Source organism: Nocardia asteroides, assembly GCF_900637185.1.
In the GTDB taxonomy this organism is placed as follows: Bacteria; Actinomycetota; Actinomycetes; order Mycobacteriales; family Mycobacteriaceae; genus Nocardia; species Nocardia asteroides.
The window spans coordinates 5,722,215-5,738,582 of the sequence record NZ_LR134352.1 but is presented as its reverse complement, the minus strand read 5'-3'; the positions used below and the strand labels follow the sequence as shown (position 1 = coordinate 5,738,582).

Here is a 16,368-nt window from a genome sequence, read left to right as displayed (position 1 = left end):
CATGGCTGCAGCACTGTGCCCCGGCTCCTTCGACCCGGTCACCAACGGTCACCTCGATGTCTTCGCCCGCGCGGCCGCGCAGTTCGACGAAGTGATCGTCACGGTGATGGTGAACCCCAAGAAACAGGGCATGTTCACCGTCGACGAGCGCATCGAACTGCTGCGTGAGTCGGTCGCCCACCTGCCCAATGTGCGGGTCGCCTCCTGGCAGGGTCTGCTGGTGGACTTCGCCAAGCAGGAGGGCGTCGGCGCCATCGTGAAGGGCCTGCGCGACGCGGGCGACTTCGGCTACGAACTCCAGATGGCGCAGATGAACCACAAGCTGGCCGGCGTCGACACCTTCTTCATCGCCACCAACCCGGCCCTGAGCTTCCTGTCCAGCTCCCTGGTGAAGGAAGTCGCGGCCTACGGCGGCAATGTGAGCGACATGCTCCCGCCCGCGGTCCACAAGCGCCTCCTCGACCGCCTCGCCGAACGCCGGAGCTGATCTCAGCAGCACATGGGTAACTCGCCGGGGACGGGCGACGATCACTCACCGCTCTCCGTCGGCCGCCGACGCGCCGTGATTCCCGCCTGAATCTGGCCAGAGTCGCGGAGAGGCGGATCAGAAGACCAAGCCGCGCAGCGCGAGGAAGCGCATACCGCCGACGGCGGCGGTGATGGCGAGCACGGCCAGTGCCTGCACGCTGTCACCGAGGCCGGGCGCCCACACGCCGAGGGCGGCCAGGCCGGCCGTGGTGATGCCGAGGCCGAGCAGGGCCAGTCCGCCGCCTTCCCACTGGGCGGTGAACCAGGTGACCCGGTCCGCGGCGTGGAAGGTGAGCTGGCGGTGCAGCTCGTTGGCGATGACGGTGCTGACCACCGACCCCGCCACATTCGCGATCAGCGGCCCCACCCCGTGCATGGCGAAGAACAGCAGCACGTAGGCGATATTGCTGGAACCGCCGACCAGGGCGAAGCGGATGAGCTGGGGAAAGGCGCGGTCGCCGCGCAGGTAGGTGAGCGCCCGCTCGAACTGGGGGCGCAGGCTCGGCACCGGCTCCACGGGAACGACCGCGGGGAACGGGCCTGCCCAGGGTGCGAACATGCCCGCGACGTGCGACACCGAGGTTCTCGGTGTTTCCAGAACGGTCATGGTCGACTCCGATCGCAATGAACGAGCGTCGAGGAGTACAACAGCGGAGAACGTGCAGTGCTTCCCGGCGGACGGCGTTGTCGTGCCTTCCGATGGTAGCGGAAGTGGAGGGATTCACTCCACTTGATATCGATGCGATCTTGGACACTGTCGCGACACACCGCGACGACATTCGGAACACGCGCCGCCGACGGGCACACTGGGCGTCGGCGGTAGTGGGTTTCGCCGTGAGTCAGCAGGAGGGTAGTGAGCATGTATCGCGTATTCGAAGCGCTCGACGAACTGGTCGCCATCGTCGAAGAGGCGCGCGGCATCCCGCCGACCCGCAGCTGCATCGTGCCGCGCGGCGACGTCCTCGAACTGCTCGACGACGTCCGCGACGCCCTGCCCGGTGAGCTCGACGACGCCCAGGACGTCCTCGATCACCGCGACAAGATCGTCGGCGACGCCCGCACCGGCGCCGAGACCACCGTGAACTCGGCCAACGAGCAGGCCCGCACCACCATCGAGAACGCCCGCGCCGAGGCCGACCGGATCCTGTCCGACGCCAAGGCGCACGCCGACCGCATGGTCGCCGAGGCCACCGCGCACGCCGACCGCCTGGTCGCGACCGCGCAGTCCGAGGCCGAGCAGGTGATCGCCGACGGCAACGCCGAGTACGACGAGCTCACCGGCCGCGCCCAGATCGACGCCGACCGGGCCATCCAGGCCGGTAAGGACTCCTACGAGCGCTCGGTGGCCGACGGCAAGGCCGAGCAGGCCAGGCTGGTTGCCCAGACCGAGGTCGTGCGGGCCGCGCACGCCGAGTCGGCCCGGCTCATCGACACCGCCCAGGCCGAGGCCGACCGGGTCCGCGCCGAGTGTGACGACTACGTCGACGAGCGGATGGCCGATTTCGGCGGCAGGCTCGCCGAGATGGAGGAGACCCTCAGCACCACGCGGCGCTCGATCAGCCGCGGCCGCGCGCAGATGCGGGGTGGTCCGGCGGTCGACTACCCGGAATACGCCGCCGAGCACCGGCGCTGAGCAGCCGGGCGTTTTGAGTTCGGGCGGGGTCCTGCCGTACTGTTGAGTGGTTGCCCAAATCCCCTCAGAAGTAAGTGAGTCAGTGATGCCCGCCGCCTCCGGTTCGCCGTCGCGTCCGCACAAGACCAGTGGTCCTGTGTCCGACGCCGGCTTCGTGCTGGATGTCCGCAGTCTCGGCCGCAGGCCGGGAACCATGCGGGAGCTGCGTCGTACCGTCACCGACCATGAGCGGCTGGGTCTGGACCTGATCGCCATCCCGGCCGACGCCGCGGTGGAACTCGACCTGCAGTTGCAGGCCGTCTCGGAAGGCGTGCTGGTCACCGGCACGGTGTCCGGGCCGACGGTCGGGGAGTGCTCGCGCTGCCTCGAACCGTTCGACGACCAGGTCGAGATTCGTCTGACGGAGCTGTTCGCGTATCCGGACAGCACCACCGAACAGACGACCGAGGACGACGAGGTCTACCGCATGGAAGACGACCTCATCGATCTCGAGCCGGTGATCCTCGACGCCATCGGGCTGGAGCTTCCGCTGCAGCCGCTGTGCACCCCGGACTGCGCGGGCCTGTGCCCCGAGTGCGGTGTGCGGATGGCGATTGCGGGTCCTGATCATGGGCATGAGATACTGGACCCTCGCTGGGCCAAGTTGGCGAATTTCGCCGCTGACGCGCCCGGCACCGGCGACCCCGCTGAGGGTTCCACCACCCCAGACCGATCCGCTCCCGCGGCAGACGATGCCCGCGTGGTCAGCGAAAACACAGAGGAGAAGTAGCCGTGGCTGTTCCCAAGCGCCGGATGTCCCGTTCCAACACCCGGTCGCGGCGCAGCCAGTGGAAGGCCGTCGCGCCGACCCTGGTCACCTGCCCGAACCGTGCCTGCGGTGAGAAGACCCTCCCGCACATCGCGTGCCCGTCCTGCGGCACCTACAAGGGCCGCCAGGTCACCGCTGCTGTCTGATTCGTGACAGCCAGCAAAGATTCCGCGGGTTCGGCGGATCACGCCGACCTGCTCACCGCCCTCGGTGTCGACGTACGACCGGAGCTGCTGCGCCTCGCGCTGACGCACCGGTCGTACGCGTACGAGAACGGCGGTCTGCCGACCAACGAGCGCCTCGAGTTCCTCGGCGACTCGGTGCTCGGCCTCAGCATCACCGAGCGCCTCTACACCGAGCACCCGGACAAGTCCGAGGGTGAGCTCGCGAAGCTGCGCGCCAGTGTGGTGAACATGCACGCGCTCGCCGAGGTGGCCCGTGGCCTCGGCAACGGCGGCCTCGGTCAGTATCTGCTGCTCGGTAAGGGCGAAGAGCTCACCGGCGGCCGCGACAAGCCGAGCATCCTCGCCGACGGCATGGAGTCCCTGCTCGGCGCCGTCCATCTCGAGCACGGCATCGAAGTGGCCCGTGGCGTCGTGCTGCGCCTGTTCGCCGAACTCCTCGAGCGCGGCCCCCGCATGGGCGCCGGCCTCGACTGGAAGACCAGCCTGCAGGAGCTCACCGCCGAACGCGGTCTCGGTGTGCCCAGCTACGAGATCACCTCGACCGGTCCCGACCACAACAAGGAGTTCACCGCCACCACGGTGATCGCCGGTCGGCCCTACGGTTCGGGTGTCGGGCGCTCCAAGAAGGAAGCCGAGCAGAAGGCCGCCGGCGCCGCCTACCAGGCACTCACCGACGAATCCGCCACCGAAGCCGAAGCCTGACCGTTGCCCGAACTGCCCGAAGTCGAGGTGGTCCGGCGCGGTCTGGCCGAGCACGCGGTCGGCCGCGTCGTCGACACCGTCACCGTCACCCATCCCCGGGCTGTCCGCAGGCATCTCGGCGGCGGCGCCGATCTGGCCGCCCGGCTGACCGGGCGCACGATCGAGGCCGCGCGGCGGCGCGGCAAATACCTCTGGCTCACCTTCGACGAGCCCGGTACCGCCCTGGTCGTCCATCTCGGCATGAGCGGCCAGATGCTGGTGCAGCCCGCGGGCGCGCCGGTCGAGAAGCACGCCCACATCCGCGCCGCCCTCGGTGACGGCACCGAGCTGCGCTTCGTGGACCAGCGCACCTTCGGCGGCTGGGCGCTGGCCGAGCTCGTCGAGATCGACGGCACCGTGGTGCCCGACGTGGTCGCCCACATCGCTCGTGACCCGCTGGACCCGCGCTTCGACCGCGAAGCCGTGGTCGCGGCGGTGCGGGCCAAGAACACCGAGATCAAGCGCGTGCTGCTCGATCAGACGGTGGTGTCGGGCATCGGCAACATCTACGCGGACGAGGCGCTGTGGCGGGCCGGCCTGCACGGCACGCGGGTCGCGGCCGAGCTGACCCGCCCCGTGGTGCGGACCCTGCTCGACGGCGTCACCGCGGTCATGACCGAAGCGCTGGCCGTCGGCGGCACGTCCTTCGACGCGCTGTATGTGAACGTGAACGGTGAATCCGGCTATTTCTCCCGGTCACTGGCCGCTTACGGACGCGAGAACGAGCCGTGCGACCGGTGCGGCTCGCTGCTGATCCGCGAGCAATTCATGAATCGATCGTCGTTTTCCTGCCCGAAGTGTCAGCGGAAGCCGCGTCGCCGCTGATCCGGGCGCGCTACCGTTTCTCCTGACAGGTCGTTTCGGACCGGGTCCGTGCAGGAGGACGTTATGCGCAAGCTGACCTATTTCGTGGCATCGACGATCGACGGTTTCATCGCCGCCGAGGACGGGACCCTGGACTTCTTCCCGGTCGGCGGCGACCACATGCCCGCGATCATCTCGCAGTATCCGGAGACCCTGCCCACCAAGGTGCGCGAATCGCGCGGCATCGCGGCGGGCAACCTGTACTTCGACACCGTCGTCATGGGCCGCAAGACCCACGACTTCGGCGTGCGCACCGGGACCGCCAGCCCCTACGAGCACCTGCGCCAGTTCGTGGTGTCCACGACACTGCCCGAGGCGCCGGCGCCCGGTGTCGAGCTGATCGCGGACGACCCGCTCGGGGCCGTGCGCGCGCTGAAACGTGAACCCGGGCTCGGGATCTGGCTGTGCGGCGGCGGGGAGCTGGCCCAGACCCTGCTGCCCGAGATCGACCAGGTGTTCCTCAAACTGCATCCGGTGGTCCTGGGGACCGGCCGCCCGCTGTTCGGCGGTGGCGCGAAACTGCCCGCGCCGGAACGGTTCCGGGTGATCACCAGCCGCGTGTACGCCGACGGCGTCGCGTTCCTCAAATACGGTCGGATCAAGTAGCCGCCATGGCGACGGCGGCGGGGCCCGGTCCGGTGGCCGCACTGCGCGAGATCGCGTTCTGGCTCGAACGCTCCCGCGCGGAGACCCACCGGGTGAAGGCGTACCGCCGGGCCGCCGACGTCGTCGCGGGACTGACCGAGGCCGAGCAGGCCGCCAGGGCGCGCGAGCACAGCTGGCGCGAGCTGCCCGGCATCGGTCCCAAGACCGCGGCCGTCATCGAACAGGCATGGGCCGGAACGGTTCCCGACTATCTGACCGAACTGCGCGGCGCGGCCAAGCCCATCGGTCCTGACGGCGCGGCGCTGCGGACGCTGCTGCGCGGTGATCTGCACACCCACTCGGACTGGTCCGACGGTGGCAGCCCCATCGCCGAGATGATGGGCGTGGCCGCGGCGCTGGGGCACGAGTACTGCGCGCTGACCGACCACTCGCCCCGCCTGAAGGTGGCCAACGGCCTATCCGCCGACCGGCTGCTGCGCCAGCTCGACGTGATCGACGAACTCCGGGAACAGCTGGCGCCCTTCCGGATTCTCACCGGCATCGAGGTCGACATCCTCGACGACGGCGGCCTCGACCAGCGTGCCGACCTGCTCGAACGCCTCGACGTGGTGGTGGCCAGCGTGCACTCGCACCTGCGTGCCGACAGTGCCACCATGACCAAGCGCATGGTGTACGCGGTCGCCGACCCGAATGTCGACGTGCTCGGTCACTGCACCGGGCGACTGGTCACGGGCGGCCGCGGCACCCGGCCCGAGTCGACCTTCGACGCCGAGGTCGTCTTCGAGGCCTGCCGCACCTACGGCACCGCCGTCGAGATCAACTGCCGCCCCGAACGCCGTGACCCACCCGGGCGCCTGCTCGCGCTCGCCGTCGAGATGGGCTGCCACTTCAGCATCGACACCGACGCCCACGCCCCGGGCCAATTGGACTGGCAGGGTTACGGATGCGAGCGCGCCGTCGCCCACGCCGTGCCCGCCGAGCGGGTGATCAACACCTGGCCGGTGGACGAGCTGCTGGCCTGGTGCGCGACGACCACCGGGTGAAGACTCGCCGAACACCCGGCGTCGGGCGCCGCACGCGCGGATCCGCCTGATAGACAGTCGGAGACAGGTATCCGGGGTCAGGGGGAGTCGATGGGGGAGTTCCCGGTCGAGATCGTGCTGTCGACGCTGGGCCTGCTCGTGGCCACGGCGGCGTTCCTGCGCGAGTTCGTCTTCGTCGGGCGCAAACGCCTCGGCTATCGCGTGCAGATGAACACTCCGGCCAGCCGGATCCAGCTCACCGACGCCAACGGCGCCGCGGCACCGGACGCCACCGATCCGGTATCGGTGGTGCTGATCCGGATCGAGAACTACGGCTCCACGGTGATCGAGGACGACGACTACGCCGCCGCCGAGAGCCCGCGCCTGCTGTTCCCCCACCACACCATTCGCGCGCTGGAGGTGACCGAGCGGGTCACCCGCACCGGGCAATCGGTGCCGACGCACAGCGAGGCGCTGCGGGACTTGGCGCCGAGCACGGGCACCGACAACGTGGCGCGGATCGTGCTGCCGAGCGAGCGGCTCGAACGCGGCGAGCACTACAAGGTGCTGGCGGTGCTCACCGGCCCGGCGCCGGATCCGCAGGACGTCAACGCGGAGAAGGTGGTCCGCCAGGCGGGCAGCCTCAAAGGCGGCCGATTCGTCGAGACCACCAGCCGCTCGCGGCGCGAACCCGCGCTGCTGGGCCTGAGCGTGTTCCTCGCCCTGGTGGTGATGGTGCAGTTGCTGGCCACCGTGCTCCGCGGCGATCCACCGCCGCGCGACTGCGCCGCGGGCTCGCTGACGATCGTCGGCTCCACCGCCATGGCGCCAATGATCCGCCGGGCGGCCCAGACCTACGAGAAGACCTGCACCGGTGCGCACTTCACCTTCGACTTCGACGGCACCGAACCCGGGCTGCGCGCCCTGGCCACGGCGGGCCCGACCACGGGCATGCTGGCGATCGGCGACGGCTCCAAGGGCACCTCGTTCGAGACGCTGACCGAGCTGCCGCTGGCCCTGGCCTCGTTCTCGCTGGTGGTACATCCCGCGGTGGGCGTGAAAGATCTGACGACGCAGCAGATCAGGGACCTGTACCGGGGAAACATCCGCAACTGGAGCCAGATCGGCGGGCCGGATCTGCCGGTGGTGCTGATCGACCGGACCGCCGGATCCGGCACCCGGCGCGCACTGGAGGCGCGGCTGCTCGAGGACAACCGCAAGGTGTTCCGCTACACGAGCTGCGTCGGCATGGCCGCCGGCGGCGCGCAGTGCGAGGTGGACCTCACCGAGGAAGTGGCTGCGTTCGTTGCCAAAATCCCAGGGGCGGTGGGATATCTGGAGACCTCCGCCGTCCGGGACGGGGTGCGGGCGGTGACCGTCGACGGGGTGAGCCCGACGCCGACGACGATCCGGTCCGGCGACTACGAGTTCACCGGCGTCGAGTACGCCTACACGCACGGGCCGGTCGCCGGTGATTCGCTGGTTGCCCAGTTCCTGGACTATCTCACCCGGGGTAAGGCCAGGCTCACCATGACCGAGTTCGGCAACATCCCGTGCGTCGACCCGGTGGAACCGAAATTCTGTACACCGTAGACCGGCTCTGACGGCGTAATCTCCTGTCTTGTCGGGAAATCGCCGACAGACTCGGTCAGCAACCCACTGGTTTACTCCCGGGTAGCGGGGTACCTTCCACTACGGCCCCTCTGTTCAGACGGGCACCCGTGCGGTGCGCTCCGCGTCTGACCAGGCCAACCATGCCCCATGGACGGCGGTGAAGCTCTCGTCTCCACCCCGCCGAGGCGGCCATCTCTTGTTCGCGCAAGTGTTGCGAGGTTGTGTCCCTGGAAGGATGGTCATGAGTACAGATATGTCGGCAATGTCGCCGACCGGGTTCTCCACGTCCGATCTCTATTCGATCGAGCACAACGACGGCCCACTGCGGATCGCCATGGTGGTCCCACCGTATTTCGATGTCCCACCCAAGGCCTACGGCGGCGTCGAGGCCGTGGTCGCGGATCTGGTCGACGCACTGTGTGAGCGCGGCCATCACGTCACCCTGTTCGGGGCGGGCGAACCGGGCACCAAGGCGGAGTTCGTCCCGCTCTGGGACCGGATCGTGCCGGAACGCCTCGGCGATCCCTTTCCCGAGGTGGTGCACGCGCTGCGGGTGCGTCGCGCGATCGAGCGGCTGGCCGAGACCGACGGTATCGACCTGGTGCACGATCACACCTTCGCCGGTCCGCTGAACGCGCCCGCCTACGCCAATCTGGGCCTGCCGACGGTGGTCACCGTGCACGGTCCCGTCCAGGACGACTGCTACCGCTACTACCGCGAACTGGGCGAGGAATGCTCGCTCGTCGCGATCAGCGACCGGCAGCGGGAACTGGCGCCGGAACTGCCGTGGGCGGGGCGCGTGCACAACGCGCTGCGGCCGGACCTGTGGCCGTTCCAGACCGAGAAGCAGGACTACGCCCTGTTCCTCGGCCGCTTCACCATGGACAAGGGTCCACATCTGGCGCTCGACGCCGCGCACGAGGCCGGTATTCCGCTCATCCTGGCCGGTAAATGCTCCGAGCCGCCCGAAAAGGCGTACTTCGAGGAGTACGTGCGACCGCGGCTGACCGAGAGCGATCACGTATTCGGTCTCGCCGACGCGGCGGCCAAGCGTAAACTCTTGTCCGGAGCGAGGTGTCTGCTGTTCCCCATTCGCTGGGAGGAGCCGTTCGGCATGGTGATGATCGAGTCGATGGTCTGCGGAACGCCGGTCGTCGCGTTGCGCGGGGGAGCCGTGGCCGAGGTCCTGGTCGACGGCGTCACCGGACGCATCTGCGAGGAACCCGACGAACTGCCCGCTGCGATCGCCGAGGTCGCGTCGTTCGATCCGGCGGCCTGCCGGGCGCACGTGGAGGCGAACTTCGGCGCCGACACCCTCGGTGGTGGTTACGAGCAGGTCTACCGGCAATTGTTGGCCCGCACCACGATCGGCTACGGCAACGCGTTCGCGATGCCGATGCCCGTCGGGGCGGCGGTCAGCGGGCGCGTATGAGCCTGGACAGTACGTCGTCGCCGAGCCCGCTCAACGCGGGGGAACCCGCCGGGCTCGGCGGCAGCGGCGGCAACGTCACCCTCGTCGAAGGCGGCACCTTCTGCCTGTCCGACCGGCTCGGCGACATCGAGCCCGGCAAGCCGCAGGGCCTGTTCTTCCGTGACGCCCGGGTGATCTCGCGCTGGGAGCTGATGATCGACGGCAAGCGGCCCGAGCCGCTGTCGGTGCTCAGCCCGGAGGCCTTCGCGGCACGGTTCGTGCTGCGGAGGCCGCCGCAGCAGGGCCGGGCCGACAGCACGTTGCTCGTCGTGCGCGACCGCCTGGTCGCCGAGGGCATGCACGAGCTGATCACGCTGGAGAACATGAGCCGCGAGGCCACCGCGGTGGTGCTCGAGCTACACGTCGACGCCGATTTCGTCGACCTGTTCTCGGTGAAGGAAGGCCGGATGGGCGGCCGCCGGGCGGAGATGACCACCGCCGACGGTGAGCTGCTGCTGCACGACCGGGCCGACCTGTCGCGCGGACTCGCGCTCACCTCGACCGTGGAACCGATGGTGTTGCCCGGCACCATGATCTGGCGCGTCGTCGTCCCCGCGGGGGGACGCTGGCAGACCGAGATCACCGCGCAACCCGCGGGTGCCGCACAGCGCCCGCAGACCCAGGGCACCCCCGGCGAGCGCTACCGGGCCAGCGAGCCGGTGCGCAAGATCCAGGCGTGGCGGGCCACCGCCACCGACATCACCGCCGACTCGAGCCTGCTCAACCGGGTGCTGCGGCGCAGTGAGAGCGACCTGGGCGCGTTGCAGATCCACACCGATTCGGGCACGGGCAGGCCGTTCGTCGCCGCGGGCGCGCCCTGGTTCATGACGCTGTTCGGTCGCGACTCGCTGCTCACCGCGTGGATGTCGCTGCCGCTGGAGACCGATCTCGCCCTCGGCACCCTCCAGCAGCTCGCCGAATTGCAAGGTCAGACAGTGGATCCGCTGGTGGAGGAGGAGCCGGGCCGGATCATGCACGAGATGCGGCGCGGACCCGCCGTCGGCCAGGTGCTCGGCGGCCAGATCTACTACGGCACCGTCGACGCCACCCCGCTGTTCGTGATGCTGCTGGCCGAATGCCTGCGCTGGGGCGCCGAACCCGCCTCGATCGCGACGCTGCTGCCCGCGGCCGACGCCGCCATCGGCTGGATCACCGATTTCGGCGACCGTGACGACGACGGTTTCGTGGAGTACGTGCGCGCCACCGATCGCGGCCTGATCAATCAGGGCTGGAAGGACAGCTTCGACGGCATCAACGACGCCACCGGCCACATCGCCCAGGCCCCGATCGCGCTGTGCGAGGTGCAGGGCTACGTGTACGCGGCGTACCTGTCGCGCGCCGAACTCGCCGACGCCTTCGACGATCCCGCCCTGGCGACGCGGATGCGCGAGCGGGCCGCCGAGTTGCGGACCAAGTTCGCCGAACAGTTCTGGCTACCGCACTGCGGCTGGTACGCCGTGGCGCTGGACGGCAGCAAGCGCCAGATCGACGCGCTGACCAGCAACGCGGCGCACTGTCTGTGGTCGGGCATCGCCACCGACGAGCACGCCGAGATCCTGATCCGGAACCTGGCGAAGGCGGAGATGGATTCCGGGTTCGGGCTGCGCACGCTGGCCTCGAACATGGGCGCCTACAACCCGATGAGCTATCACTGCGGCTCGATCTGGCCCCACGACACGGCGATCGCGGTCGCCGGGCTGATGCGGTATCAGCACGTGCCGGGCGCGGTCGAACTGGCGACGAAGCTCTCGGCCGGCCTGCTCGACGCGGCCGCCGCGTTCGACGGCAGGCTGCCCGAACTGTTCTGTGGTTTCCCGCGCGCCCGCTTCGCGGCGCCGGTGCCCTACCCCACCTCCTGCTCCCCGCAGGCGTGGGCCAGTGCGGCGCCGCTGCTGCTGGTGCGGTCGTTCCTCGGGCTCGACCCCGACGTACCCGCCAAGACCCTGACGTTGCGGCCGCAGGTGCCGTCGACGTGGGGCTGCGTGCGGATGTCGGAGTTCCGGCTCGGTGGGGTCACCGTCGATCTCGAGGTCTGCGGGTCGGCGGTCACGGTGACCGGGCTGCCGGAAGGCTGGGCACTGATCACCGACGAGCAATGACACGGAGCGGGACCGGATCCGTCACGATCCGGCCCCGCCTCGGTCGTGGGTTCAGCCGCGCGGCGGGAACTGTTCGTCCAGTGCGAGATTGAGCTCGACGACATTCACCCGCGGCGCGCCGAGGAAGCCCAGCGTGCGGCCGTCGGTGTGGGCGTCGACCACCGCGCGCACCTGGTCGTCGGTGACGCCGCGTGCCCGCGCCACCCGCGCGACCTGGATGGCCGCGTACTCCGGGGAGATGTGCGGATCCAGACCACTGCCACTGGCGGTGACCGCGTCCGCGGGGACGGCCGGGTCGGCGGGGGCGTCCCCGAGGACCGGGATGATCCGGCCCACCGCGTAGTCCTCGCCGTCGCGCGCGCACTCCACCGCCACGTCACGGAAGGTGGCGAGGAACGGCCGCGCCGGGCAGAGTTCGTTGACGCTCACCACCTGGACAGGTCGGGACACGTCACCGTCGGCATCACGCGGCCCGATCACCGAGAGCACCGCGCCGACACCGTCTTTCGTGCAGAACTGCCGGGCGCCGTCGACCCCCTCACGGTCGCCGACCTCCTTCGATCGCGCGCATACGGTGCTCAGCAGACTCGTGCGGTCGGCGGTGTCGACGATGTCCTCCGGGCCGAGATTGCTCGCGCCGGTGGCCAGCGGGTCGTAGCCCTCGCCCGCCGCCGAGGGACGGCTCTGGAAGTACCGTGCCACCGCCTTGCCGTCGGCGTCGGTGAACGACTGCCCGATCAGGCTGGAGCCCACCAGCTTTCCGTCCCGCTCCAGCAGCGAGCCGTCGGCCTTCTCGCTGAGCCCCGGCAGCTGTGCCACCGCGAAAACCGCGACGGGGTAGACGATTCCGGTGATCACGGTCAGGACGAGCAGGGCGCGCAGCGCGGCCAGATGCTGACGGATCCAGGTTGACAGACGCATTTCAGGACATCCCGGGGAGGAGTTGAACGAGCAGGTCGATGAGCTTGATACCGAGGAACGGCGCGATGATGCCGCCCAGGCCGTAGATGGTCAGGTTGCGGCTCAACAGCGTCGAGGCATTGCTCGGCCGGTAGTCGACACCGCGCAGCGCCAGCGGGATCAACGCCACGATGATGATCGCGTTGAAGATCACCGCGGACAGGATCGCCGACTGCGGGCTGGCCAGGCGCATGATGTTGAGCGCGTCGAGGCCGGGGAACAGTCCCACGAACAATGCCGGGATGATGGCGAAGTACTTGGCGATGTCGTTGGCGATGGAGAACGTGGTGAGCGCGCCACGGGTGATGAGCAACTGCTTGCCGATCTCGACGATCTCGATCAGCTTGGTCGGGTCCGAATCCAGATCGACCATGTTGCCCGCCTCTTTGGCGGCCGAGGTGCCGGTGTTCATCGCCACGCCCACGTCGGCCTGGGCCAGGGCGGGGGCGTCGTTGGTGCCGTCGCCGGTCATCGCGACCAGGCGGCCACCGTCCTGTTCCTTCTTGATCAGGGCGAGCTTGTCCTCCGGCGTGGCCTCGGCGAGGAAGTCGTCGACCCCGGCCTCGTCGGCGATCGCCTTGGCGGTCAGCGGATTGTCGCCGGTGATCATCACCGTACGGATGCCCATGCGGCGCATCTCGTCGAAGCGTTCCCGCATGCCCTGTTTGACGACATCCTTGAGATGGATGACGCCGAGCAGCCGCGGCATGCCGTCCTTGACCTCACCGACCACCAGCGGCGTACCGCCCGACGCCGAGATGCCGTCGACGATCACCGCCGCCTGGCCCGGCACCGAACCACCCTGGGCGCGAACCCATTCGGTGACCGCACCGGCTGCCCCCTTGCGCAGCTGGTGCCCGTCGGCGAGGTCGACGCCCGACATGCGGGTCTGCGCGGTGAAGTCCACCCAGGTGGCACCGGGCAGCTCGCCCGCGGAGCGTTCCCGCTTGCCGAACGCCTGCTTGGCGAACACGACGATCGAGCGCCCCTCCGGCGTCTCGTCGGCGAGGCTGGACAGCTGCGCCGCGTCGGCCAGTTCGTCGTCGGGAATGCCCGGCATCGGAACGAATTCGGCGGCCTGGCGGTTGCCGAGGGTGATGGTGCCGGTCTTGTCGAGCAGCAGGGTGTTCACATCCCCGGCGGCCTCGACCGCGCGGCCCGACATGGCCAGCACATTGCGTTGCACGAGCCGGTCCATGCCCGCGATGCCGATGGCCGAGAGCAGCGCGCCGATGGTGGTCGGGATCAGGCACACCAGCAGCGAGACCAGCACGATGCCGGTGATGCCGTGCATGTCCAGCGCCGCGGTGTCGGGCACACCGGGGTTGTTCGACTTGGCGAAGATCGCCAGCGGCTGCAACGTGGCCACCGCGAAGACGAAGATGATCGTGAGCGCGGCCAGCAGGATGTTCAGCGCGATCTCGTTCGGCGTCTTCTGGCGACTGGCGCCTTCGACCAGGGCGATCATCTTGTCGATGAAACTGGCGCCCGGTTCCTGGGTGATCCGCACGACGATCCGATCCGAGAGCACCGTGGTGCCGCCGGTCACGGCCGAGCGGTCGCCGCCGGATTCGCGGATGACCGGGGCGGATTCGCCGGTGATGGCCGATTCGTCCACCGAGGCGATGCCTTCGACGACATCGCCGTCACCGGGGATGACCTGGCCTGCCTCGACCACCACGTGGTCACCGCGGCGCAGGTCGGGTGCGGCGACCCGCTCCTCGATGATGCGGCCGCCGGGAGTCCAGTCGGTCAGGCGGCGGGCGACGGTGTCGGTCTTGGCCTTTCGCAGGGTGTCGGCCTGGGCCTTGCCGCGGCCCTCGGCGACGGCCTCGGCCAGGTTGGCGAACACCACGGTCAGCCACAGCCACACCACGATCGCCCAGGCGAAGAAGCTCGGATCGGCGATCGCGAGGATGGTCGACCAGACCGCGCCGATCTCGACGATCAGCATGACGGGGTTCTTCCACAGCGTGCGGGGATCGAGTTTGCGCAGCGCGTCGGGCAGCGAGGTGAGCAGCAGCTTCGGATCGAGGACGCCCTTCTGAACGCCCTTGGTCCGGTGTTCGGGCCGGGGTGCGGCCGGTGTTTCGAGGGTGGGACTTGCCATCTCAGTGGATTCCTTCGGCGAGCGGCCCGAGCGCGAGCGCGGGCAGGAAGGTGAGCGCGACCAGGATCACCGTCACGCCGACGACCATGCCGACGAACTGCGGCCGGTGCGTCGGCAGCGTGCCGATCGACGCGGGAGTGGTGCCCTGGCGGGCCAGCGAACCGGCCAGTGCCAGGACGACGATGATCGGCAGGAACCGCCCGAACACCATGGCCAGGCCGAGCGCGGTGTTGAACCACTCGGTGTTGCCGGTGAGTCCGGCGAAGGCGGAACCGTTGTTGTTGGCCGCGGAGGTGAAGGCGTACAGCACCTCCGACAGACCGTGCGGGCCGCTGTTGAGCATGCTCGCCCGCTGGCCGGGCAGGGCCATGGCGACCGCGGTGCCGACCAGCACGATCAGCGGGCTCACCAGGAAATAGGAAGCGGCCAGCTTGATTTCGCGCGGCGTGATCTTCTTGCCGAGGTACTCGGGGGTGCGCCCGACCATCAGGCCGGCCACGAAGACCGTGATCACGGCGAGGATCAGCATGCCGTACAGGCCGGAACCGACGCCGCCGGGCGCGACCTCGCCCAGCTGCATGTTGAACATCGTCATCAGGCCGCCGAGGCTGGTGTAGGAATCGTGGAACGAGTTCACCGCGCCGGTCGAGGTGAGCGTGGTCGCGCCCGCGAAGGTCGCCGAATTCGCCACGCCGAAGCGGGTTTCCACGCCCTCCATCGACGCGCCGATCGCGGTCGGCACCGTGCCGTGGTGCTGCAGCTGGAACAGGTTGGTCAGCGCGATGCTCGTGAGCGCGATGGTGCCCATCACCGCCACGATCGCGTACCCCTGCTTGGTACTGCCGACCATCCAGCCGAACGTGCGCGGCAGCGAGAAGGCGATCACCATCAGCAGGAAGATCTCCAGGAAGTTGGTCCAGGTGCTCGCGTTCTCGAACGGATGCGCCGAGTTGGCGTTGTAGAAGCCGCCGCCGTTGGTGCCCAGTTCCTTGATGACCTCCTGGCCGGCGACCGGTCCGCCGGTGAGCGTCTGCTGCCCGCCGACGACGGTCTGCGCGACTTGATCGTGCAGGTGGAAGTTCTGGATGACGCCACCCGCGACCAGCACGATCGCGAAGACGAAGGCGATCGGCAGCAGGATCCGCAGCGTGCCGCGCACGAGGTCGACCCAGAAGTTGCCGAGGTCGCCGGTGTGGCGGCGGGCGAACCCGCGCACCAGCGCCACCGCCACCGCCATGCCGACGGCCGCGGAGACGAAGTTCTGCACGGCCAGGCCCGCCATCTGGACCAGGTGCCCCTGGGTGGACTCGCCGGAGTAGTTCTGCCAGTTGGTGTTGGTGACGAAACTGACCGCCGTGTTCCAGGCCAGCGCCGGGGTCATCTCGATGCCGGGATCGTTCAGGTGCAGCGGCAGCGCGCCCTGGACCAGCTGGAAGAAGAACAGGAACAGGATGCTCACCGCCGAGAACGCCAGCACGCTGCGGGCGTAGATCGGCCAGGTCTGCTCGACGTCGGGTTTGGCGCCGATGGCGCGGTAGATCAGCCGTTCGGCACGCGAGTGCTGGTCGCCGCTGTAGACCCGGTACATGTAGTCGCCCAGCGGTATGTGCACCAGGGCCAGCGCGAGGATCAGGGCCGCGACGAACGCGATCCCCGCTGTGGTCGTGTTCACCTAGAACCTCTCGGGGAAGAGCAGCGCCGCGATCATGTACACGGCGACGAGGACG

At 69.2% G+C, this 16,368-nt stretch carries 15 protein-coding genes; 11 read left to right on the top strand and 4 right to left on the bottom strand.

Translation table 11 applies throughout. The features are described 5' to 3' along the window. Position 1 precedes the first annotated feature (1 nt). On the top strand, positions 2-487 hold the full coding sequence (gene coaD, locus EL493_RS26780; protein ID WP_019048249.1) for a pantetheine-phosphate adenylyltransferase: 486 nt from the start codon (positions 2-4) through the stop codon (positions 485-487). 117 nt (positions 488-604) lie between these two features. Here coaD and EL493_RS26775 read toward each other — a convergent pair whose 3' ends face one another. After that, positions 605-1,135 (bottom strand): GtrA family protein, encoded by a 531-nt coding sequence (locus tag EL493_RS26775; RefSeq protein ID WP_019048248.1) that lies wholly within the window; start codon positions 1,133-1,135, stop codon positions 605-607. Between the two features lie 252 nt (positions 1,136-1,387). On the opposite strand from EL493_RS26775, the gene EL493_RS26770 reads away from it, so the two are divergent. From EL493_RS26770 to EL493_RS26725, 10 genes are all read left to right on the top strand, one after another. Continuing rightward, a complete protein-coding gene (locus EL493_RS26770) occupies positions 1,388-2,161 on the top strand; it encodes a DivIVA domain-containing protein (RefSeq protein ID WP_019048247.1) in 774 nt (257 codons plus the stop codon). Positions 2,162-2,246: 85 nt separating this feature from the next. Further along, positions 2,247-2,930 (top strand): YceD family protein, encoded by a 684-nt coding sequence (locus EL493_RS26765; protein WP_022565579.1) that lies wholly within the window; start codon positions 2,247-2,249, stop codon positions 2,928-2,930. Positions 2,931-2,932: 2 nt separating this feature from the next. Further along, positions 2,933-3,115 (top strand): 50S ribosomal protein L32, encoded by a 183-nt coding sequence (gene rpmF, locus EL493_RS26760; RefSeq protein WP_022565580.1) that lies wholly within the window; start codon positions 2,933-2,935, stop codon positions 3,113-3,115. A gap of 3 nt (positions 3,116-3,118) precedes the next feature. Continuing rightward, entirely contained in the window at positions 3,119-3,856 is a 738-nt protein-coding gene (gene rnc, locus EL493_RS26755; RefSeq protein ID WP_019048245.1) for a ribonuclease III, read from the top strand. 3 nt (positions 3,857-3,859) lie between these two features. Then, the gene (mutM, locus tag EL493_RS26750) at positions 3,860-4,720 is read left to right on the top strand and encodes a bifunctional DNA-formamidopyrimidine glycosylase/DNA-(apurinic or apyrimidinic site) lyase (RefSeq protein ID WP_019048244.1); all 861 of its coding nucleotides are present in this window, start codon (positions 3,860-3,862) and stop codon (positions 4,718-4,720) included. Positions 4,721-4,783: 63 nt separating this feature from the next. Then, complete coding sequence (locus EL493_RS26745; RefSeq protein WP_019048243.1) at positions 4,784-5,365, top strand: dihydrofolate reductase family protein; 582 nt, start codon at positions 4,784-4,786, stop codon at positions 5,363-5,365. A 5-nt stretch (positions 5,366-5,370) separates the two neighbouring features. After that, positions 5,371-6,408 carry a PHP domain-containing protein gene (locus EL493_RS26740; RefSeq protein WP_019048242.1) on the top strand — a complete coding sequence of 346 codons (1,038 nt, stop codon included), beginning with the start codon at positions 5,371-5,373 and terminating at the stop codon, positions 6,406-6,408. 90 nt (positions 6,409-6,498) lie between these two features. Next, positions 6,499-7,980 (top strand): substrate-binding domain-containing protein, encoded by a 1,482-nt coding sequence (locus tag EL493_RS26735; protein ID WP_019048241.1) that lies wholly within the window; start codon positions 6,499-6,501, stop codon positions 7,978-7,980. 283 nt (positions 7,981-8,263) lie between these two features. Further along, the gene (locus EL493_RS26730) at positions 8,264-9,433 is read left to right on the top strand and encodes a glycosyltransferase family 4 protein (protein ID WP_019048240.1); all 1,170 of its coding nucleotides are present in this window, start codon (positions 8,264-8,266) and stop codon (positions 9,431-9,433) included. Next, positions 9,430-11,571 (top strand): amylo-alpha-1,6-glucosidase, encoded by a 2,142-nt coding sequence (locus EL493_RS26725; RefSeq protein WP_019048239.1) that lies wholly within the window; start codon positions 9,430-9,432, stop codon positions 11,569-11,571. Before EL493_RS26730 ends, EL493_RS26725 begins: the two co-directional genes overlap by 4 nt. A 51-nt stretch (positions 11,572-11,622) precedes the next feature. Here EL493_RS26725 and EL493_RS26720 read toward each other — a convergent pair whose 3' ends face one another. From EL493_RS26720 to kdpA, 3 genes are read right to left on the bottom strand one after another with little or no spacing between them, the layout of a single operon-like run. Then, positions 11,623-12,492, bottom strand: coding sequence for a potassium-transporting ATPase subunit C (locus EL493_RS26720; protein ID WP_019048238.1), 870 nt, complete (start codon positions 12,490-12,492; stop codon positions 11,623-11,625). Position 12,493: 1 nt separating this feature from the next. After that, the gene (kdpB, locus tag EL493_RS26715) at positions 12,494-14,641 is read right to left on the bottom strand and encodes a potassium-transporting ATPase subunit KdpB (RefSeq protein ID WP_019048237.1); all 2,148 of its coding nucleotides are present in this window, start codon (positions 14,639-14,641) and stop codon (positions 12,494-12,496) included. A gap of 1 nt (position 14,642) precedes the next feature. Beyond that, positions 14,643-16,313, bottom strand: coding sequence for a potassium-transporting ATPase subunit KdpA (kdpA, locus tag EL493_RS26710; protein WP_019048236.1), 1,671 nt, complete (start codon positions 16,311-16,313; stop codon positions 14,643-14,645). Positions 16,314-16,368: the final 55 nt, after the last annotated feature.